This is a genomic window from Brevundimonas sp. SL161 (genome assembly GCF_049896985.1).
In the GTDB taxonomy this organism is placed as follows: domain Bacteria; phylum Pseudomonadota; class Alphaproteobacteria; order Caulobacterales; family Caulobacteraceae; genus Brevundimonas.
This window is the reverse complement of sequence record NZ_JAFCVJ010000013.1, coordinates 1-20,656: the sequence shown is the minus strand read 5'-3', so window position 1 is coordinate 20,656 and position 20,656 is coordinate 1. Positions and strand designations below refer to the sequence as shown.

The 20,656-nt window shown below is 67.5% G+C and carries 18 protein-coding genes; 6 read left to right on the top strand and 12 right to left on the bottom strand.

Annotated elements, in window-relative coordinates:
- Positions 1–2 precede the first annotated feature (2 nt).
- Both kduD and ACP7AU_RS10555 read right to left on the bottom strand, forming a co-directional pair.
- Positions 3–761 (bottom strand): 2-dehydro-3-deoxy-D-gluconate 5-dehydrogenase KduD, encoded by a 759-nt coding sequence (gene kduD / locus ACP7AU_RS10560; protein WP_426051384.1) that lies wholly within the window; start codon positions 759–761, stop codon positions 3–5.
- A gap of 12 nt (positions 762–773) precedes the next feature.
- On the bottom strand, positions 774–938 hold the full coding sequence (locus ACP7AU_RS10555) for a hypothetical protein (protein WP_426036229.1): 165 nt from the start codon (positions 936–938) through the stop codon (positions 774–776).
- Positions 939–1,057: 119 nt separating this feature from the next.
- Here ACP7AU_RS10555 and ACP7AU_RS10550 point away from each other — a divergent pair, with 119 nt between their 5' ends.
- Positions 1,058–1,717 (top strand): RpiB/LacA/LacB family sugar-phosphate isomerase, encoded by a 660-nt coding sequence (locus tag ACP7AU_RS10550; RefSeq protein WP_426036231.1) that lies wholly within the window; start codon positions 1,058–1,060, stop codon positions 1,715–1,717.
- A gap of 156 nt (positions 1,718–1,873) precedes the next feature.
- Here ACP7AU_RS10550 and ACP7AU_RS10545 read toward each other — a convergent pair whose 3' ends face one another.
- On the bottom strand, positions 1,874–2,863 hold the full coding sequence (locus ACP7AU_RS10545) for a LacI family DNA-binding transcriptional regulator (protein WP_426036233.1): 990 nt from the start codon (positions 2,861–2,863) through the stop codon (positions 1,874–1,876).
- Here ACP7AU_RS10545 and ACP7AU_RS10540 point away from each other — a divergent pair.
- The 4 genes from ACP7AU_RS10540 (at position 2,817) to scpA (ending at position 9,192) form a co-directional block, all read left to right on the top strand.
- A complete protein-coding gene (locus tag ACP7AU_RS10540) occupies positions 2,817–3,956 on the top strand; it encodes a 2-keto-4-pentenoate hydratase (RefSeq protein WP_426036235.1) in 1,140 nt (379 codons plus the stop codon). The genes ACP7AU_RS10545 and ACP7AU_RS10540 overlap by 47 nt on opposite strands.
- 78 nt (positions 3,957–4,034) lie before the next feature.
- On the top strand, positions 4,035–5,345 hold the full coding sequence (locus ACP7AU_RS10535; RefSeq protein ID WP_426036237.1) for an MFS transporter: 1,311 nt from the start codon (positions 4,035–4,037) through the stop codon (positions 5,343–5,345).
- Positions 5,346–5,659: 314 nt separating this feature from the next.
- Positions 5,660–7,051 carry a methylmalonyl-CoA mutase family protein gene (locus ACP7AU_RS10530; protein ID WP_426051383.1) on the top strand — a complete coding sequence of 464 codons (1,392 nt, stop codon included), beginning with the start codon at positions 5,660–5,662 and terminating at the stop codon, positions 7,049–7,051.
- A complete protein-coding gene (scpA, locus tag ACP7AU_RS10525) occupies positions 7,048–9,192 on the top strand; it encodes a methylmalonyl-CoA mutase (protein ID WP_426051382.1) in 2,145 nt (714 codons plus the stop codon). The genes ACP7AU_RS10530 and scpA overlap by 4 nt, the downstream gene beginning before the upstream one ends.
- Before the next feature lies 1 nt (position 9,193).
- Here scpA and ACP7AU_RS10520 read toward each other — a convergent pair whose 3' ends face one another.
- From ACP7AU_RS10520 to ACP7AU_RS10500, 5 genes are all read right to left on the bottom strand, one after another.
- Positions 9,194–9,604, bottom strand: a complete 411-nt coding sequence (locus tag ACP7AU_RS10520) for a hypothetical protein (RefSeq protein WP_426051381.1) — start codon at positions 9,602–9,604, stop codon at positions 9,194–9,196.
- Positions 9,605–9,625: 21 nt separating this feature from the next.
- A complete protein-coding gene (gene mnmC / locus ACP7AU_RS10515; RefSeq protein WP_426051380.1) occupies positions 9,626–11,446 on the bottom strand; it encodes an FAD-dependent 5-carboxymethylaminomethyl-2-thiouridine(34) oxidoreductase MnmC in 1,821 nt (606 codons plus the stop codon).
- Between the two features lie 115 nt (positions 11,447–11,561).
- Complete coding sequence (locus ACP7AU_RS10510; RefSeq protein ID WP_426036247.1) at positions 11,562–11,834, bottom strand: hypothetical protein; 273 nt, start codon at positions 11,832–11,834, stop codon at positions 11,562–11,564.
- A 260-nt stretch (positions 11,835–12,094) separates the two neighbouring features.
- Positions 12,095–12,967, bottom strand: a complete 873-nt coding sequence (gene motA, locus ACP7AU_RS10505) for a flagellar motor stator protein MotA (protein ID WP_426051379.1) — start codon at positions 12,965–12,967, stop codon at positions 12,095–12,097.
- A gap of 97 nt (positions 12,968–13,064) precedes the next feature.
- Positions 13,065–14,864 carry a long-chain-acyl-CoA synthetase gene (locus ACP7AU_RS10500; protein ID WP_426051378.1) on the bottom strand — a complete coding sequence of 600 codons (1,800 nt, stop codon included), beginning with the start codon at positions 14,862–14,864 and terminating at the stop codon, positions 13,065–13,067.
- Positions 14,865–15,222: 358 nt separating this feature from the next.
- On the opposite strand from ACP7AU_RS10500, the gene ACP7AU_RS10495 reads away from it, so the two are divergent.
- On the top strand, positions 15,223–15,765 hold the full coding sequence (locus tag ACP7AU_RS10495) for a hypothetical protein (protein WP_426051377.1): 543 nt from the start codon (positions 15,223–15,225) through the stop codon (positions 15,763–15,765).
- 66 nt (positions 15,766–15,831) lie between these two features.
- Here the strand turns inward: ACP7AU_RS10495 and ACP7AU_RS10490 are convergent, their stop codons facing one another.
- From ACP7AU_RS10490 to ACP7AU_RS10475, 4 genes are all read right to left on the bottom strand, one after another.
- Complete coding sequence (locus ACP7AU_RS10490; RefSeq protein ID WP_426051376.1) at positions 15,832–17,151, bottom strand: PQQ-dependent sugar dehydrogenase; 1,320 nt, start codon at positions 17,149–17,151, stop codon at positions 15,832–15,834.
- Between the two features lie 10 nt (positions 17,152–17,161).
- Positions 17,162–17,701 (bottom strand): lipocalin family protein, encoded by a 540-nt coding sequence (locus ACP7AU_RS10485; RefSeq protein ID WP_426051375.1) that lies wholly within the window; start codon positions 17,699–17,701, stop codon positions 17,162–17,164.
- Between the two features lie 66 nt (positions 17,702–17,767).
- Entirely contained in the window at positions 17,768–18,685 is a 918-nt protein-coding gene (locus ACP7AU_RS10480; protein ID WP_426051374.1) for a DUF1206 domain-containing protein, read from the bottom strand.
- A 145-nt stretch (positions 18,686–18,830) separates the two neighbouring features.
- Positions 18,831–20,456, bottom strand: coding sequence for an NAD(P)/FAD-dependent oxidoreductase (locus ACP7AU_RS10475; RefSeq protein ID WP_426051373.1), 1,626 nt, complete (start codon positions 20,454–20,456; stop codon positions 18,831–18,833).
- Positions 20,457–20,656: the final 200 nt, after the last annotated feature.

The following is a 20,656-nucleotide window of genomic DNA, read 5'->3' as shown; positions in this document are numbered from 1 at the left end:
GATCAGCGTGCGAGCCAGCCGCCGTCGACCGGAAGCGTGATGCCCTGGACGTAGTCAGAAGCTGCCGAGGACAGGAAGACCGCCGCCCCGCCGATGTCAGACGGCTGGCCCCAGCGACCCGAGGGAATGCGGCCGAGGATTTCCTTGGACCGGACCGGGTCGTCCTGCAGCGCCTGGGTGTTGTCAGTGGCGAAATAGCCGGGCGCGATGGCATTGGCGTTGACGCCGTGCTTGGCCCACTCGTTGGCCATCAGCTTGGTCAGGCCCGCGACGCCCGACTTGGACGCCGTATAGGACGGCACCCGGATCCCGCCCTGATAGGACAGCATCGAGGCGGTGTTGATGATCTTGCCCTTGCGACCGCCGGCGATCATGTCGCGAACCACAGCCTGGGACAGGAAGAAGACCGACTTCAGATTGACGTTCAGGACCGCGTCCCAGTCCTCCTCGGTGAAGTCGACGGCGTCGGCGCGGCGGATGATGCCGGCGTTGTTGACCAGGATGTCGATGGGGCCGAGGCCCCTGGTCGTCTCGGCCACGATGCGCTCGATCGGCTCCATGGAGCCGAGGTCGGCCTGGATCGAGATGGCCTTCACCCCCTTGGCCAGGCACTGGCCGACGGTATCGTCAGAGGCGCGGCGCGCGACCGAGGCGATTGACGCGCCTGCGTCAGCGAGAGCCAGGGCGATGCCCTGACCGATACCGGTGTTCCCGCCCGTAACGACGGCGACCTTGCCCTGCAGGCTGAATGGATTGGTCATTTTTGCCCTACTTCAGTTGGCTGACGTCGAGGACGTCGTGTCGGTATGGTCGATGGTCTCGCCGCCCATCGCCCGGACGAAGGTGTAGTCCGTGATCAGATCGCGGTCGCGCAGATCGTCACGGCCCGCGCCGACCATCGAATCCGGACGGGTGGCTTGGTAAATCCTGCAATCCATGCGGCGATCCTCCCACCGGCGTTTGCGGAGCGTGGTAACCGGTGTCAAAACCAGATGCAAATGATCCCGCGAAGGGGTAAAGCCCTCGCCAGCCCCAAAGACTTGCCGAGAGGACACCCATGAAAATCGCCCTGATCACCGAGAACAGCCAGGCCGCGAAGAACGCGATCATCCACGACGCCCTTACGGCGGTGGCCGAGCCCCTGGGGCATCAGGTCTTCAACTACGGCATGTACACGGCCGAGGATAAGGCGTCGCTGACCTACGTCATGAACGGCCTGCTGACCGGCGTCCTGCTGAACTCGGGCGCCGCCGACTTCGTCGTCACCGGCTGCGGCACGGGCATGGGCTCGATGCTGGCCTGCAACGCCATGCCGGGCGTCTTCTGCGGCCTGTTGATCGACCCGACCGACGCCTTCCTGTTCGGCCAGATCAACGACGGCAACGCCATCTCGATGCCCTACGCCAAGGGCTTCGGCTGGGCGGCCGAGCTGAACCTGCAGGACGTCTATCGCAAGCTCTTCGAGGGCGAGCGCGGCCTGGGCTATCCTAGGGAACGTGCCGAGATCATGGCCAAAAACCGCGGCATCCTGAAGTCGCTGAAGGCCGTGACCTGCCACGACATGCTGACCGTGCTGAAGACCGTCGACCAGGACCTGCTCAAGGCCGCCGTTGCCGGCGAGAAGTTCCAGGACTATTTCTTCGCCAACGCCACGGACGAGAGCATCCGCGACTACATCAAGGGCCTCGTCGGCGCGAAGGTGCTCGAGACGGCCTGAGGTAGCGAAACCCTCTCCCGGTGGGAGAGGGCTTGAGCGTCCAGGAGCGCAGCGACTGGAAACGCGAAAGGGTGAGGGTCGTGCGTCTCCGGTGAGATCCGACCCTCATCCGTCCGCTTCGCGGCCACCTTCTCCCAACGGGAGAAGGAAAGGCGTTCACAACGCCCGCGCCGAATCCCTGACCACCAGCGACGGCCTCACCTCCGGCTGGTTGAGCTTGGCCGGATCCAGCCCACGCATCGGCGCCAGCAGCTTCTCCGCCGCCATCCGGCCCATGTCGCGGATCGGCAGGCGCACCGAGGTCAGGTTCGGCCACACCCGCGACGCCATCGGCAGGTCGTCATAGCCGACCACCGACAGGTCGCGCGGAATCTCCAGACCCATGTCGCGAGCGACCTTGAACACGCCCAGCGCCATCTCGTCGTTGCCGGTGAAGATGGCGGTCGGCGGCGGGTCGAGGGCGAGCAGGGTCTTCGCCGCCTCCACCCCCGACTCGAACGTATAGGCACCCACGGCGACATAGCGGTCGTCCAGCGTCAGCCCCTTTTCGGCGAGGGCCTCGCGGAAGCCGCCGCCGCGCACCGCGCTGGAGCGGAACAGTTCGGGACCGGAGATGAAGCCGATGCGGCTGTGGCCCAAGTCGGCCAGGTGCCGGCCGGCTTCGGCCGCGCCGACATGGTCATTGGTGACGAGCATGGAGCCAGGCTCGTCCAGCGACACCGAGGCGATGCGGACATAGGGACAGTCGAGGTCGCGCAGAACCTGGATGACCCGCTCGTCCTCGGACATCGATGGCGGCAGGATGACGCCGAACAGCTTCTGGCGCTCCACGAAGGTGCGGATGTCGTTCACCACGGTGTCGCCGGTCCGCACGCACGGGTGGACCACAAGCTCCAGCCCCGAACCGCGCAGCGCGTCCAGCACGCCCTGTTGCATGTTCACGACATAGTTCGGGCTGGGGTTGTCGTAGATCAGGCCCACCAGGAAGGATCGGCGGAAGGCGAGGCCGCGCGCCTGCAGGTCCGGGGTGAAGCCCAGTTCCTCAATGACCGCATTGACCCGCCCGCGCGTTTCTTCGCGCACGAAGGGCGACTGGTTGATGACCCGCGAAACCGTCTTCTTCGAGACCGAGGCGATACGCGCCACGTCGTTGATCGTGGGCCGTTTTCCGGGCCTCATCACCGCGCGGGCGGATGTATTGTCGTCGTCGGTCAAGCTCGACCTCATGCTGTGGGCCATGCAGCCTTACAACCGGTCCGGCTGTGACGCCATGCCCACGCTTGCCGCCGGCGCCGATCTCAGCAAGGGCGTTGACACCGGTTTCCTTCCCCTTCAATCATCCCCGAACCGACGAGAAGATCGGCTTCTGGCAAATGATATCGGGACGGCGCGTGACGGGCATTCATCACCATTCGGCGGTCGCGGCATGAGCGCGGCGAACGCCCCGGGCCTGAACGACAGTGTGTCGGACATCGCCACGCGCTTCGTCGGTGCGCGCCTGTCGCATACCGCCCTGTCGGACTATCCGGGCCCGCGCCCGCTCGACATGGCCACGGCCTATGCGACCCAGGACGCGGCCATCGGCCTGTTCCCGGACGAGATTGTCGGCTGGAAGGTCGGCATGGTGCCCCCGGGCCAGCAGCCGACCCTCCAGACGCATCGCCTTGCCGGCCCGATCTTCCGCCGCAATTTCTGGTCGACCTCGTCCGAACCGACCCCGCTGCCGGCCATCCCCGGCGGGTTCGCCGCGATCGAGGCCGAGTTCGTCGCCCGCATCGGCAAGGTCGATCCGTCCAGGCTCGACTGGACCCTGGAAGAGGCGACCGCCGCCGTCGCCGCCATGCATATCGGCGTCGAACTGGCGGGCAGCCCGCTTTCGACGATCAACGACCTGGGCTCGGCCGTGGTCGCCTCCGACTTTGGCAACAACGGCGGCCTGGTGCTGGGCGTCGAGATCGAGGACTGGGCCGCGAGCCTGGATGGCATCGAGGTTCAAACCCTCGTCGACGGCGTGACCATTGGCACAGCCACGGCGGCCGCGATCCCGATGGGCGTTCTGGAATCGGTCCGCTTCCTGATCGAACACCTGGCCCGTCGCGGACGGCCGGTGAAGGAGGGAACCCTGATCTCGACCGGCGCCGTCACCGGCGTCCACCGCGTCGAGATCGGCGCTCAATCCGTCTGCGTCTTCTCGGGCGTCGGTGAAATCCATTGCACGGTCGTTTCGGCCGAGACGTAGTTCAACCATCCCGGAACCCGTCGCGCCGCTCGCGGTGACAAGGCGGGTCAGGACGCGGAAACAGTAAGGACGGGGTCCATGACAGACGCTGCTTCGACCAGGGTCGAACCAATCCAGATCCAGCCGCCGTCGGGCAAATACCGCTGGGTCGTGGTCTGGCTGCTGTTCGCGGCCATGGTCATCAACTATGTCGACCGTCAGGCGCTGGGCGTCCTGAAGCCGACGCTGATGGCCGAGTTCGGCTGGACCGAAACCAACTTCGCCGACATCATCTTCTGGTTCCAGGCCGCCTACGCCGTATCCTACCTGTTGTGGGGACGGCTGGTCGACAAGATCGGGGCCCGATGGGGCTTCGGCATTGCCTTCATCATCTGGCAGATCGCCTTCATCGCCCACGCAGGCATCCGCAGCCTGAACACCGCCATTATCGCTCGCGTTGCCTTGGGCATCGGCGAGGGCGGCGGCTTCCCGGCCGGCATCAAGGCCGTCACCGAATGGTTCCCAAAGAAGGAGCGCGCCTTCGCCGTCGGCCTGTTTAATGCCGGCACCAACATCGGCGCCATCATCACGCCGCTGATCATCCCGCTGATCGCTTCGGTCTGGCTGGGCACGGCCGAAGAGCCCAACTGGCGGATGGCCCTCATCATCGTCGGTGCGCTCGGGTTCCTGTGGGTTCCCGTCTGGTTCATGATCTACAAGCGCCCGGGCGAGCACAAGAAGGTCACCCCGGCCGAGCTGAACTGGATTTCGCAGGACGCCCCCGACCCGGCTCACAAGATCGGTTGGCTCAAGCTGCTGACGGTCAAGGAGACCTGGGCCTATGCCCTGGGCAAGTTCCTGATCGACCCCATCTGGTGGTTCTTCCTGTTCTGGCTGCCGGGTTTCCTGGGCAAACAATACGACCTGAACCTGCTGACCTTCGGCCCGCCGCTGATCGCCATCTATCTGCTCTCGGACGTCGGTTCGATCGGCGGCGGCTGGCTGTCGGGACAGTTCCTGAAGCGCGGCATGAGCCTGGGGGCCGCACGCAAGCTGACCATGCTGATCTGCGCCCTTGCGGTCACGCCCGTTGCCTTCGCCGGCAATATCGACAACATGTGGCTGGCGGTGCTGGTCATCGGCGTCGCCACGGCCGCCCACCAGGGCTTCTCGGCCAACCTCTACGCCATGCCCGGCGACGTCTTCCCGCGCTCCGCTGTGGGGTCGGTGGTCGGCATCGGCGGCATGATCGGCGGCTTCGGCGGCATGGCCATGGCCAAATACGCCGGCTACGTCCTGGACAAGATCGGCAGCTACACCCCGATCTTCGTCGTCGCCGCCTCGGCCTATCTGATCGCCCTGCTGGTCATCCACATCCTGTCGCCGCGGTACGAGCCGGCCAGGGTCTGATCCCCTGAACCCCTCCGCTGAACGGGAGAGGGGTTCAGGCCTATACCCATCAACGGACGCGCCGATTTCCTTAATCGGATCAATGCGTGGCCGTATTGAGAGGCCTTTTGTCCATCACGCCCTGATGCGGGGTTATACTGCCGTTCTTCTGGTGGAGGGATCGGCATGGGCCGGATCGGGGACGGAGCGGCTGCGGGCGGGCGCGACTCTGTCGACTCTGTCGAGTCGCTTTTGGAGTCGCGCGGTCAGTCGATCCGGCTGGACGCCCGGCGGCCAGAGTAGCAATACGGCGCGTGAACCTCGCCGGAGCCTGCATGTCCCAGCCTTTCCCGATCCCGTCGCCCGCCGAATGGCGCGCCGAGGCCGAGAAGGCGCTGAAGGGCAGGCCGGTCGAGGGCCTCGTCCATCTCGACGCCGACCACCTGACGACGCGTCCCTTGTACGGCCGGGCCAATGCGACCGCGGCGGTCTTCGCGCCCCGCGCCTCGGACGCCGACGGTCGCCCCTGGGACCTGCGCACCCAGGTCGAGGGCGATGACCCCGAGGCCGCCAATGCGGCGGTCCTCGCCGATCTCGAAGGCGGCGCCGCCTCGGTCATCCTCTCAGGCGAGGTTCTGACCGATAGCGAACCGCTCGGACGCGCCCTCAACGGCGTGGCGCTGGAGCTGGCCCCTGTCGCCCTCGATGCCGGTCTCGCCGGGCCGGACGCCGCCAACGCCCTGGCCGTGGTCGCCAAGGGTTCCCCCCGCGCGAAGCTGATGTTCCACATGGACCCGCTGAGCGCCTTCGCCGCGACGGGCGGCTCGCCCCGTGCGATCGAGGAGCATATCAGCCTCGCCGCCAACACCGCGGCCCGCCACGCCGGGGCCTATCCGGAAGCCAGTTTCTTCCTCGCCACCGGCCGGGTCGCGCACGAGGCCGGAGGCTCCGCCGGCCAGGAACTGGGCTTCGCCGCCGCCGCCGCCGCGGCCAGTCTGAATGCCGCCGTGGATGCGGGCCTGCCCATCGAGCGCGCCCTGACCGGGACGGTCCTGGGCGTCAGCGTCGACGCCGAGTATTTCGATAGCCTGGCCAAGGTCCGGGCCCTGCGCCTGATCTGGCGTTCGATCTCCAGGGCCTTCGGCCAAGAGGCCCCCGCCCGGATCGAGGCCCGCTCTTCGCGCCGAATGCTGGCGGCCAAGGACCCCTGGCCCAACCTGCTGCGCCTCACCGCCGCCGGCTTCGCCGGCGCTGTGGGCGGGGCGGATGCGGTGGTGCTCGACGGGTTTAGCCGCGTGCTCGGCCGTCCCGACGCCTCCGCCCGTCGTCAGGCCCGCAATACCCAGCTGATCCTGATGGAAGAGGCCCACATCGGCCGCGTCGCTGATCCTGCGGCAGGTTCCTGGTATCTCGATCACCGCACCCGCGATCTCGCCGAAGCCGGCTGGGCCGAGTTCCAGCGCATCGAGCGCGAGGGCGGCATCGTCGCCTCCCTGCGCGGCGGCGCCCTCCAGCAGCGCATTGCCGCCTCGCGCGCTTCCGGCAAGGCCGCCCTGTCCGAAGGCGGCGGCCAGATGGTCGGGGTTACGAAGTTCGTCGACGCCGACGTCCGTTCCGTGTCCGTCGAGCCCTCGACCGCCCAAACCCCGGGCTCCGGCGGCGACCGCTGTCCGCCTCTGCCGCCCCTGCGCTGGGCCGCAGCCTTCGAGCAGGAGACGGCGGCATGACCACCCCCGATTTCACCAGAACCACCCTCGACCTGTCGCCGCTGGACGGCGCCCTCGACCGCGCCCCGGTCCGCACGCCCGAAGGCATCGACATCGCCTCCGTCTACGACGCGGCGGCCATCGCCGACCTCGACTTCACCGACGGCCTGCCGGGTTTCGCGCCGTTCGTGCGCGGCCCCTATCCGACCATGTACGCGTCCAACCCCTGGACGGTCCGCCAGTACGCCGGCTTCTCCACCGCCGAGGCGTCCAACGCCTTCTATCGCCGCAACCTCGCGGCCGGTCAGAAGGGGCTCAGCATCGCTTTCGACCTGGCCACCCACCGGGGCTACGACTCTGATCACCCGCGCGTCGCCGGCGATGTCGGCATGGCCGGCGTGGCCATCGATTCCATCCTCGACATGCGGACCCTGTTCGACGGCATCCCGCTGGACCAGATGTCGGTGTCGATGACCATGAACGGCGCCGTCCTGCCGATCCTGGCCCTCTACGTCGTCGCGGCGGAAGAGCAGGGCGTCGAACACAAGGCCCTGACCGGGACCATCCAGAACGACATCCTCAAGGAGTTCATGGTCCGCAACACCTACATCTATCCGCCCGGGCCCTCGATGCGGATCATCGCCGACATCTTCGCCTGGACGACGCAGGAGACGCCCAAGTTCAACTCCATCTCGATCAGCGGCTACCACATGCAGGAGGCGGGAGCCTCCGCCGACCTGGAGCTGGCCTACACCCTGTCGGACGGGCTGGAATACATCCGCGCCGGTGTCGCGGCGGGCATGGACGTGGACCGGTTCGCGCCACGCCTGAGCTTCTTCTGGGCCATCGGCATGGACTATTTCATGGAGGTGGCCAAACTCCGCGCCGGCCGCCTGCTGTGGGCCGAGGCGGTGCAGGAAGAGTTCGCGCCGAAGGACCCGCGCAGCCTGTCGCTGCGCGCCCACTGCCAGACCTCGGGCTGGTCGCTGGCGGCCCAGGACGTGTTCAACAATGTGCCCCGGACCATGGTCGAGGCCATGGCCGCGGCAGGCGGCCAGACCCAGTCCCTGCATACCAATTCGCTCGATGAGGCTCTCGCCCTGCCGACCGACTTCTCGGCCCGGATCGCGCGCAACACTCAGCTGTTGCTGCAGCTCGAGACCGGACTGACCCGGGTCATCGACCCCTGGGGCGGCAGCTTCTTCGTCGAACGCCTGACCCATGAACTGGCCGAGCGGGCCCGCGCCCACATGGCCGAGGTCCGTGAACTCGGCGGCATGGCCAAGGCCATTGAGGCCGGCCTGCCCAAGCTGCGCATCGAGGAGGCCGCCGCGAGGACCCAGGCCCGCATCGACACCGGCCAGCAGACGGTCGTGGGCGTGAACCGGTACCTGAACGACGTCGCGGACGACATTCCGGTGATGAAGGTCGACAACGCCGCCGTCCTGTCGGCCCAGATCGAGAAGCTGAAACGCCTCCGCGCCGAACGCGACGAGGCGAAATGCCAGGCCGCGCTCGACGCTTTGACCGAGGGCGCCAAAGGCACGGAGAACCTGCTCGAACTCTGCGTCCGCGCCGGTCGCGCCCACGCCACCGTCGGCGAGATGTCCGATGCGCTGGAAGCCGCCTTCGGCCGCCACGTCGCGACGGTGAAGACCGTCTCGGGGGTCTATGCCAGGGAGGCCGGGGCCAATCCCAGGATCTCACGCGCGCGCGACATGGTCGCCGCCTTCGTCGAGAACGACGGCGGACCGCCGCGGATCCTGATCGCCAAACTGGGCCAGGACGGTCACGACCGCGGCCAGAAGGTCGTCGCCACCGCCTATGGCGATCTGGGCCTCGACGCCGTCGCCGGTCCCCTGTTCCAGACACCGGAAGAGGCGGCGCGCGATGCGGTGAACAACAATGTCCACGTCGTCGGGGCCTCGTCGCTGGCGGCCGGGCACCTGACGCTGGCGCCCGCGCTGATCGCCGAACTGAAGAAGCTGGGCCGCTCCGACATCATGGTGACGGTCGGCGGTGTGATCCCGCCCGCCGACGTCCAGACCCTGCTGGATATGGGCGTGGCCGCCGTCTACCCGCCTGGATCCGTCATCGCCGACACGGCCATCGACCTGATCGAGAAGCTGAATCGCAAGCTGGGTTACGCCCAGAAGGCCTGACTCAGGGGCGCTGCCGCCCCGGCAAGGCCTCGACCTCGGCCTCGGTCAGGGAGCGTTCGATGCGCGCGAAGCACTGGTCGGGGCCGAAGCGGACGTTCGGCAAGGCGATCCGTGCACTGTCGCCGACGCAGACCTGACTGCCGATCCCCGTCGCCGGCGTGATGACCAGGGCGTTGGCGTTTCCGATATCGGGGCAGCCACCCGCCTGGATCGCGAACACGCCGCCGCCGAGGACCTTGACGTAGATCTGCTCGGTCCCGCCTCGCGTGAAGTTGGTGATCCGGGCGGGCTGGAAGCACTGGCGCGCGCCGCCGTCGGGCGTGCCGATGCCGGAGCCGGGCGTGGCGCCTTCGGTGGGCGCGCATGCGGCGATGCCGGACAGGATGAAGACAAGGGCGATCGGTCGGCGCACAGCGGCGTCTCCTCTTTCCAACTAGACGGATCGACCGTCCTCCGGCCTTGCGCCGGGCGCAAGGGCCGCTCGCGACGGCGTGATCCGCTCGACGACATTGCGGGGCAGGGGCGAGGGCTGGCCCGAGACCAGCGCGGCGACATGTTCTCCCAGCAGAGGCGCTAGGCAGAAGCCTCGCGATCCCAGGCCGCCAAGGACGAACAGGCCGGCATGGCCGGGGACGGCGCCGGCGATCGGCAGGCGGTCTCGCGTGGTCGCCCGGGTCGCAACTCGGGAGCGGACGGCGTCCGGCGCGATGCCTGCGGCGAGACCCGGCAGGCGGGCCGCGAGCGCGGCGAGATTCCGCTCTGTGTCGGCCGGACGGATGTCCGTGGCGGTATCGTCCCGGTCGTGGGTGGACCCGAACAGGAAGCCGGTCCCCGTCGGCGCGACATAGCCGCCCCAGGCCATGGCTGCGGGTTCGCCTTCCCCTTCGACCCATTCGGCCTGGCCCCGCACTGGCGACAGGCGCAGATCCGGCGCCAGTTCGATGGAGCCCGCGCCTGCGCACAGCACAACCGTCTCCGCCTCCGCGAGCACGCCGCCGGTCGCATCAACCACCCGCCATCCTCCGGCAAAAGGTTCGACGCGCGCCGCGTCTCCGGCACGTACCGCGTCGGGACCGAGCCAGTTCCTCAGGATCGTGGGCGGAGCGACGACGAAGGCGGAGGCCATGCACAGGCCCGGGCCCTCGACTGGCTCGCCGGCGATGCGGGACGCTTCGCTGTCGTTCGCCAGTGTGATCTCGCCGTCGGCCCAGATCGGCTGGGTTGCGATCCGCTCGAAGCGTCGGGCATCGCGTTCCGTGCCTGCGAGTTGCAGCACGCCGTGCGCAATGACCGCACCGGGCAAGAGGCTGTAAAGGGCGCCGGCCCGCTCCAGCGCCTGGGCGAACAGGGCGGCCACCGGCTCGTCGCCGAGGTCGAAGCGCGGCGTCACCAGGGCGGCCGGGAAGCCGGACGCGCCCGCTCCGGGGCCGTCGGCCTCGATCACAACAGGTGTGAGACCCGCAGCCGTCAAGGCGCGCGCCACAGCGGCTCCGGCGATCCCTGCGCCGATGACGATCACGCAGCGGGGCGGCGGGGCGACGGCGGGATCACCGGGCCGGCGCGCCTCGAGCCGCTCGCGCTTGCGGCCGTGTCCTGGACGTTTCTCGACGACGAAGCCGCGCTCGGCCAGACCGCGCCGGACCAGGCCTGCGACGGTGAAGGTTGCGACACGGGCGTCGGGCGCCGACTTCGCGGCGATCTGATCGAAGACGGTCTCGGACCACATGCCCGGGTTCACAGAGGGCGCGAACCCGTCAAGGAACCAGGCGTCGGCGCGGCCTGTCCATTGATCCAGCGCCCATTCCGCCTCGCCCACGGCGAGGTCGAGCACGGCGTGAAACTCCGGCAGGTCGATGCGATGGAAGCCCGGGGTCGTGGCCGGCCAGCGCTCGACGAGCGCAGCCGTCACCTCGTGAATCTCGGGCCAGGCAGACAGGGCGCGGCTCGCCTGGTAGGCGTCCAGCGGATGGCCCTCGATGGAGAAGATGTGCAGTCGCCCGTCTTCGGGACGATGTCGCCGCCACAAGTCGAGCAGGGCGGCGATGTTCAGCCCGCTGCCGAAGCCCAGCTCGGCGACGGTGAAATCCCGACGACCAGCCCAGGCCTCGGGCAGGCTGCATCCGGTCAGGAAGACCGCCCGGGTTTCGGCCAGCCCGTCTTCGGCCGAGAAATAGAGGTCGCCATACCGGCCCGACCGGGGCTCTCCGGCCTCGGTCCAGACCAACCTGGGGTCGCGGTCATCCTTATCGGTCATCGCGGGGTCTATAGGCGGCGTGGCGTATTGCGGGCACGAAAAAAGGGACCGCCCGGAGGCGATCCCTTTCCGTCAGACGAAGCGAACTTCGTCCGGATACCAGGTCCGTGAGGACTTAGTGAGCGGCCGGAGCGGCCGGAGCCATTGCTGCGTCGGCAGCCGGGGCCATAGCGCCGTCGGCGGCCGGAGCAGCGGCGGCAGCGGCTTCACCAGCAGCGGCAGCAGCGTCCGTGGCGGCAGCGTCGGCGGTCGCAGCAGCGTCCGTGGCGGTGTCGGCGGCGGCAGCGGCGTCAGCCGAAGCGTCAGCGGCCTTGTCTTCGGCGGCGGGTTGGCAAGCAGCCAGGGTCAGGGCGGCGGCGGAGGCGGCGATCAGGGCGACGATGCGCATGATGTATATCCTTCAGAAGGGGGTTCAAGAGAGGTCATGAATCCTCTCCGTTGGGGAGATAACGGGATCGTGAGCGGATTCGCAAGCGAAATCTCACGGCTTCGTGATCGTCCGCCTTCCGGGAAGGTTACGTCTGAGGGCCAACCCGTTCACCACCTTCGGTCAACGGGGCTTGGACGTCGGTCCTCGGGCTGACGGGATCGTGACCTGTCGGGAGCCGGCGTGAGAACGCCGTGTTCCGGCTGCCTCGAACGAAATGATCAGGCGGCCTCGGGCGGGTTCGCCGCAAGGTGTTCTTCCATCTCCATGAACGACGGCTGGGCCGACGACGGGATGTCGCCGCGTCCGATCTCGACCGAGATCTGCGCCGCGTTGCCGTGCAGGTGGGCGACCAGCACCGACTGGATGATCTTGTAGAATGCCGCCTCCTCGTCGACGATCGCCTGCAGGCGCGCTGCCAGCGGTCCGACCAAGCCATAGGCCAGGAATACGCCCATGAAGGTGCCGACCAGGGCGCCCCCGATCATCCCGCCGAGGATTTCTGGCGGTTCGGTGATCGATCCCATGGTCTTGATGACCCCCAGAACGGCCGCGACGATGCCCAGAGCGGGCAGGGCGTCGGCCATGTTCTGAAGCGCGTGCGGCGCGCCTGCCGCCTCGTGGTGATGCTTTTCCAGTTGTTTTTCCATCGCGTCCTCGATCTGGTGAGGATCCTCGAGGTTCATCGTCATCATACGCAGGGTGTCGCAGATGAAATCGATCGCGAAATGGTCCTTCATGACCTTCGGATACTTCTGGAAGATCGTGGACTCGCCGGGCTTCTCGATATGGCCTTCTAGGGCGATGACGCCCTTGGACTTCATCGTCTTGGTCAGGGCGAACAGGAGGCTGAGCAGGTCCTTGTAGTCCTGTTTCTTCCATTTCGGCCCGGCGAAGGCCTTGCCCAACCCGCCCATGGCCGACTTCACGACGCCGATCGAGTTGGAGATCAGGAAGGCGGCGATGGCCGAACCGCCAATGGCCATCAACTCGTGGGGTGCGGCATGGATGATGACTTCAAATTTGCCCCCGGCCAGGGCGTAACTGCCGAACACCATGCCGAACAGCATGACGATGCCGATGATCTGAAACATTTGGCGGTCCGACGTCCCCGGGAGCAGAGACGCCGACCTTCGCCATTAATGATTAACGGTCGCTTAGTCCTCCCCAAAGCGAAGCGCAGGAGGAGGACTAAAGCCGGTTGTGGCCGCTCTGGATCGCGGCGAAACCTTCGGCGGTCAGCCTGGTATAGCCGGACTTGCCGCCCCGAACGTAGATCTGGCCGTCGATCTTCGCCGGATCGAAGCCCTCGGCCACCAGATCGACCTTGCGGTATTTGAAAGTCCCGGTCGTCTCCAGCGCCTTGGCCAGGCGCACGAACACGGGCCGCGCATAGGGCGGCAGCTGTTCGTCGGCCCAGGCGGCGAAATCCTTGGCGGAGAACCGGCCCTCGACCACCAGGGTGACCATGCCGGCCTTGCCGTCGGCCCCCGGGACCGGGACGCCATAGGCGATGACCTCCTTGACGCCGGGCGCGTCGGCCAGCCGCTGTTCGACCTCGGCAGTCGAGACGTTCTCGCCCTTCCAGCGGAAGGTGTCGCCGATACGGTCGATGAAGTAGAAATAGCCCTCCGAATCCTGACGCATCAGGTCGCCGGTGCGGAACCAGCGATCCCCGCGCTGGAACACATCGGTCAGGATCTTCTTCTCCGAGGCGGCCTTATCGGCATAGCCGGAGAAGTCATGTCGGATGTTGTCGCCGATCATGCCGATGGCCTCGCCGATCTCGCCGGCCGAGGCCTCACGCACCAGGCCACTGGCCAGGCGCACTGGCTCTTCGGTATCGACGTCGAAGGCTACCAGGCGGATGTTGATCTGCTTCTTGAGGAATTTCGGGACCCGCCCGATGGCGCCCTGCTTGCCGTCGAAATTGAACAGCGAGACATTGCCTTCGGTGGAGCCGTAGAACTCCAGAATCTCGGGAATGGCGAAGCGGGACTGGAAGTCCGGCCAGACGTCGGGGCGCAGGCCGTTGCCGAAGGCCAGGCGAATCTTGTGCCCGCGCTCGCCCTCCTGCGGCGGGCCGTTCACCAGGTAGCGGCACAGTTCGCCGATATAGACGAACATCGTCGCGCCAGAGGTGTTCACGTCCCGCCAGAAGCTGGAGGTCGAGAATTTGCGCCGCAGGATCAGCCGTCCGCCGTTCAGCAGGGCGGGGCCGACACCGACCAGGCCGCCGGTCGAGTGATAGAGCGGCAGGACATTGAAGATCCGGTCCGTCGGCGTCGATTGGGTGCAGCCGGCGAAGGCGCGCATGTAGGTCCGTGCCCGGGCATGGTGGATGCGCGCCGCCTTCGGCATGCCGGTCGTCCCGGAGGTGTAGATGTAGAGCGCGGTATCGCGGTTGGTGAGGCCGTCGCGGATGTTGCGGTTCGGGCGCACTGACGATCCGCTGCGCACGGCGTTGTCCAGTCCACGCCGCTCGGAGACCTCGTCAGCGTCCCTCAGGCCCAGGACCCACAGCATCATGGTGCGGCTGACGAAGGGCCGGGCCTCTTCGCACTTCCGCCAGGTCTCCTCGTCGGCCACGACCACGGCGACGCCGGCGATGTTGAGGCAGTGGGCCAGGGCATGGCCGGTCAGATTGGTGTTGATCAGGGCGGTGGCGATACCGGCCTTCGAGAACCCCATCCAGGCGGCGATGTATTCCGCTCTGTTGGTCATCACCAGAGCGATGACGTCTGTGCGCCGCAGGTTCCGGCTGCGCGCCCAGTGGGCATAGCGGTTTGCCATGCCGTCGAGGTCGCGATAGGTCAGCGACCGGTGCTCGTCCTCGAGGGCGATATTGTCAGAGAATTTATCGACCGCTTCCTCGAAGTCGTCGCAGACCAGAACGTCGCTATCCAGGGCGATCGGCTTGATGCGCTTGAGCAGCCGACGCAGACCGGCCGCGAACTTGAGATCGCGTCGGATGTTGGCCGCCAAACCCATGGTCGCTGTCGCTCCGTATGCAGGCGTAAGTCAAACCGGTGATGAACAACCGGCGGGACGGGGTCAACCGGCAGGGGAATCCGTAACGTCGGTCGGCGACGTTTCCGCCCGGGCGTGGCGCCGTTGCGTCGGCGCCGCCGGGTAAACCCGAGGCAGGGGCTCTTTTGGATCGAGTCTCCCACAAGGCTCCACTCAAGATTACCTGCTCCTGAACGCGACCAAGGTCAAGATTTGGCCGTGATTGCTGTAGACCGAGACCGGTTTGTGTCGATGACGGTGTTTCTTGAAGGCGCAGGAGTTGTTTCGGAACCTCGATCGCCGACGGTTGTTTTTCCGGCATAACCTTGGAGTAACGCAGATGACTGTGACCTATACGGATGACGCCATTCGGAACACTTCGGTCGAGGCCGATAACTTCGTGCCCCGCTACGCCCGCGCCAAGCGCGCGAACAAGGGTGTGCAGACCTGGATGATCCTCGCGCCGATCGGCGCCCTGGTCCTGATCGGCGGCGGTGCGGCCATGATGATGGGCGGCGGAACCGAGACCCAGCCCCTCGTCGAGCCCCAACTCGTCGCGCCGATCGCCCGGCCCATCGAGGCCGCGCCCTCCCCGCTGGAAAGCTCGGTTGCACCGGCCGCCCTGACGAGCCCCGCCGCCGCTTCGGTTCCGGTCGTTCGTGAAGCCGCCCCGAGCCCGCCTCCCGCGGTTCAGCGTCGTGTCGGCGCAGTCGAAAGTCGCGCCGCTGCGACCCCCGCCGTGGCGCCGCGAACGGAAACCGTGACCGAACCCACCGGCCCGGTTTCTTACAGCGCTTCACCTTCGACCGGCGCGACCCCGACCGCGCCAGCGCCGACCGTGACGCCGTTGGTCCCGGCCATCCAGACCACCCCGCTGACCTGATTGACGGCGAAGACAAGAAAGCCCCCGGTTCGCGCCGGGGGCTTTTTGCTGTCCGCGTTCCTGCGCTCAGGTCGCGGGAACGACCCGCCAGATGACATTGCCCACGTCGTCGGCGACGAGCAGGGTGCCCAGCCGATCGACCTGCACCCCGACCGGCCGGCCCATCGCCTCGCCCTCGGCGTTGAGGAAGCCGGTCAGGAAGTCTTGCGGCGAGCCCGATGGCCTTCCGTTGGCGAAGGGCACGAAGATCACCTTGTAGCCGGCCTTCGGCTCCCGGTTCCACGATCCGTGCTGACCCACGAAGGCGCCGTGGCTGTAAGCGGCCGGGAAGGCGGTCCCCTCGTAGAAGGTCAGACCGAGCGATGCTGTGTGGGCGCCCAGCGCATAGTCGGGCGCGAGGGCTGCGGCGACCTTGGTCGCATCCTGGGGTTGGACCCGAGCATCGACCGTCTGGCCGTAATAGCTCCAGGGCCAGCCGTAGAAGCCGCCGTCCCGCACCGAGGTCATATAATCGGGCACCAGGTCGTTGCCGAGCTCGTCCCGCTCATTCACCGCGACCCAAAGCGCCTGGCTGTCCGGCTGCCAGGCCAGACCGACGGGATTGCGCAGGCCCGAGGCGAAGACCCGCTGGGCGCCCGTGGCGATGTCGATCTCGTGGATGGCCGCGCGGCCTTCCTCCTCGTCCATCCCGTTCTCGCCGATGTTCGAGTTGGACCCGACTCCGACATAGAGCTTCGTGCCGTCCGCCGAGGCGACCACACTCTTGGTCCAGTGGTGGTTCCGGCCTGCAGGCAGGTCGGCGATCTTGGTCGCCGACGCGGCGATCTGCGTCTGGCCCGCCTGATAGGGAAAGGCGACGACGGCGTCGGCATTGGCCACGAACAACCGGTCCCCGACCAGGGCCATGCCGAAGGGCGACATCAGGTTCTCAAGGAAGGTCGACCTGGTCTCCGCCACCCCGTCGCCGTCCGCGTCGCGCAGGAGGATGATGCGGTTGGGGCTTGGCGGGGCCGCGCCCGCCCGCTTCATCACCAGACCCATGACCCAGCCGCGAAGGCCGCCCGACTTGCCCTCCGGCTTGGGCGGCGCATTGGTCTCGGCAACCAGGATGTCGCCGTTGGGCAGGCGATAGAGCCAGCGCGGGTGGTCCAGACCGCTCGCGAAGGCCTGGACCCGGAACCCCTGCGGCGCGGTCGGCACGACGCCGTCCGGCCACCCGATCGCCGGGGCGATATTCACCGTCGGCGCCAACAGGTTCCTGTGCGGCTCCACCAGGGTCGGCTGGGCGCCATAGGTCGAGCCCTCGGGCGCGACCGGCCCGCTTTCGCAGGCCGCGAGCGTCAGGGCTGCCGCGCAGACCGCGAGAACGAGGGGCGTATGGCGCATGGTTCGGATCCTAGAAGGCAGGGAATTCGAGGCGGCTGACATCATAGCCAAGGGCGCGGGCGCGCTCGACCAGTTCAGCACGTTCGGCGGCGTTGGGAACCTCCCGCGTATAGATCCAGAGCTTCTCGAACTTCGGATCGGCCGAGATGAACCAGCTGTAGTCTTCGGCGTGGTCCAGCACCCAGTACTCCCAGGTGATCAGACCCCCCAGATAGCGGGCGCGGAGCTTGGCGTTGAAGCCGGGGTCGAGGATCGTGCCCGAGGCGCCGATGGCCTTCTCGCGACCGTCCGGCGTGTCCTGCTGGCACGTGTCGCGCACGCCGATCCGGGTCGGCGACCGGATGACATAGTTGGTCGTGCCGGCCACGCAGCCGTCGGTCAGGCTCATCGGCAGGCGGGCGATCTCAAGCCAGCGGCCGGAGTAGAACCGCTCCAGATCCACCGCTCGCGCCGGCTGGGGCGCGCGGACCTGATCGGCGGGTATGGAGGTGGCGCAGGCGCTGACGCCGACGACCGCGACGGCGGCCATGACCAGGGTTCGAATCGACATCGGCATTCCTCGCGCGACATGGAAAAGCATAGATACGAGGCCAGTTCCGTCGGCGGACGCGCCAGACTATCCGGCGGCCAGATCTTTCGGCACGCGGATGAGCCGGAAGCGGGCCTCGACGAAGGCATAGGCGCCGAAAGCGATCAGGCCGATCGCTGTTAGTGCCAGCATCAGGTCGCCGCCTGGCTGACGCTCCAGCGCCTCTAGCGCGGTGCCGAAGGTTTCGACCTTCGACGACTGGGCCCGCCATCCCGCCAGCGTCACGAACAGGGCCAGGGGCAGATAGGCCAGACCCCGCGCGACATAGCCGATCCGCGCCAGCGGCAGCACCCAGCGACATACCGTCTTCGAACAGACCAGGGTCGCGCCGAAATCGTTGATGACGCCCATGACGACATTACCGACGCCGACACCGGCGATGATCAGGCCGATGATCATCAGGGCCGCGCCCCCGAACGGCAGGTCCAGCACGATGGAGGCCTTCTCCTGGTTCTCCGCCAACTGTTCGGCGCCCATCGACGGTCCCACCTCATCCAGCAGCTGGAACACGCCGGAGGCTAGCACGGCATAGGCCAGGCCGCTGAACCCCTGCGTAGCCCGCACGACCCAGCCCTGTAGGTTCGAACCCTCGTGATCGACGTCGAACACGGCCTGTAACACGCGCCCGCCGACGAAGGCCCAAAGGCCGGCGCCGATCAGGATCAGCCAAAGCCGACCGAACGGCTGCTGCGCCAGGACATAGAGGACGCCGTGCGGATCGACGGCCTGGCCCCTCATGCCGATGGCCGTGGCCAGCATCAGGATGCCGACCGAGACATAGACGAAGCCATTGGCCGCGAAACCGAAGCGCGACGACGCCTCCAGCGCGTCATGCAGCCGCGGAAACCGGTCGCGCCATGTCCGCCGTTTGCGCAAACGGTCGAACAGGCCACTGACGCCGGAACGCAGGCGGCCGATGCCGAGGTCGGGGGGTGAGGGAGCCATATCGTCTCGAACACGCGGAGCCGTCCAACGCCGGAGGTTGCGGATCGCTCCCGGGCGCAACTTCGAAAGCGCCGCCGGGACACGGCCTGCGAAGGGCATGTGGAAATGACGCCGGGCTCAGCCTGGCCAATCCACCAATGTCCGCTTACGCCGCCGCCGCGCCAACCATCGACCGGGCGACGGCCTCGGCCACCTTGATCCCGTCGACGGCGGCCGAGAGGATGCCGCCCGCATAGCCGGCGCCTTCGCCGGCCGGGAACAGGCCGCGCACGTTCAGGCTCTGGAAGTCGGCGCCGCGGGTCATGCGGATCGGGGACGAGCTCCGGGTCTCCACGCCCGTCAGCACCGCCTGGGCGTCGTCATAGCGGGCGATCTTGCGGCCGAAGACGGGCAGGGCCTCGCGCATGGCGGCGATTACATAGTCGGGCATCAGCGGCACCAGGTCGGTCGGGCGCACGCCCGGCTTGTAGCTGGGGACCACCTCTCCCAACTCCGTCGAGGGGCGGCCCGCCAGGAAGTCGCCGACCAGTTGGGCGGGCGCGAAATAGTCGCCGCCGCCGGCTACGTAGGCGCGGCTCTCCAGATCGCGTTGCAGTTCGAGGCCCGCCAGGGGGTGATCGCTCGGATAGTCCTCCGGCGAGATGCCGACCACGAAGCCGGAGTTGGCGTTCCGCTCGTTGCGCGAATACTGGCTCATGCCGTTGGTCACGACGCGGCCGGGCTCGCTGGTCGCCGCCACCACCGTGCCGCCCGGGCACATGCAGAAGCTGTAGACGGTGCGCCCGTTGCTGCAGTGGTGAGACAGCGTGTAGGCCGCCGCGCCCAGATCGGGGTGCCCGGCGCAGGGGCCGAACATCGCCCTGTCGATCCACGACTGCGGATGCTCGATGCGGAAGCCGATCGAGAACGGCTTGGCCTCGATATGGACGCCCCGCTCATAAAGCGTCTGGAAGGTGTCTCGCGACGAATGGCCGATGGCGAAGACCACATGGTCGGCCTCCAGTGTCTCGCCGGTGTGCAGGCGCACGCCCCGGATGGCGCCCTTGTCGAGATCGATGTCGGTGACCCGGTGCTCGAAGCGGTATTCGCCGCCCAGGGCCTCGATCTTCTCGCGCATGGCCTCGACCATCGTCACCAGTCGGAAGGTGCCGATGTGGGGGTGGGCGTCAGTCAGGATCTCCTCCGGCGCCCCGGCCGCGACGAACTCGGTCAGCACCTTGCGGGCCAGGAAGCGCGGATCCTTGATCTGGCTGTAGAGCTTGCCGTCGGAGAAGGTGCCCGCGCCGCCCTCGCCGTACTGAACGTTGGACTCCGGGTGCAGCTTGCCTTGGCGCCACAGCGCCCAGGTGTCCTTGGTCCGCTCACGCACCACCTTGCCGCGGTCGAGGATGATCGGCCTGAAGCCCATCTCGGCCAGGATCAGCCCGACGAACAGGCCGCACGGCCCGGCCCCGATTACGACCGGTCTAAGGCGCTCGGCCTGTCCCCCGTCTTGGGGCGCGACGGCGACATGCCGATAGGCGACGTCCGGGGTGGGCTGCACGTGCACGTCGTTCGCGAAGCGGGCCAGCGCCGCCGCCTCATCCCTGAGCTCGACATCAAGGATGTAAACTTTCAGGATCGCCGACTTCCTGCGCGCGTCGTGCGCCAGCTTCCACACCGACCATGAGATCAGGTCACGCGCCGACACGCCCAGGCGAGCGGCGATCGCGGCGGGCAGGGCTTCCGGCGCGTGGTCGAGGGGCAGTTTGAGTTCGGACAGGCGCAACATCGGCGGCCTTGTAGCCGCTGGCGACGCCAAAGGCATGAGGAAGATGGGCGTCGCCTTATCGGCGAAAGCTCAAAGACCACTTTCGACGGTGGGCTCAACCGGTGACCGCAACACGCTAGCTTTTCTTCGGAGATGGAGCGTGGGTCATGAAGCAGCGGCGACGGATCTATTACTCGGCGGCCCAGAGGGCTGAAATCTGG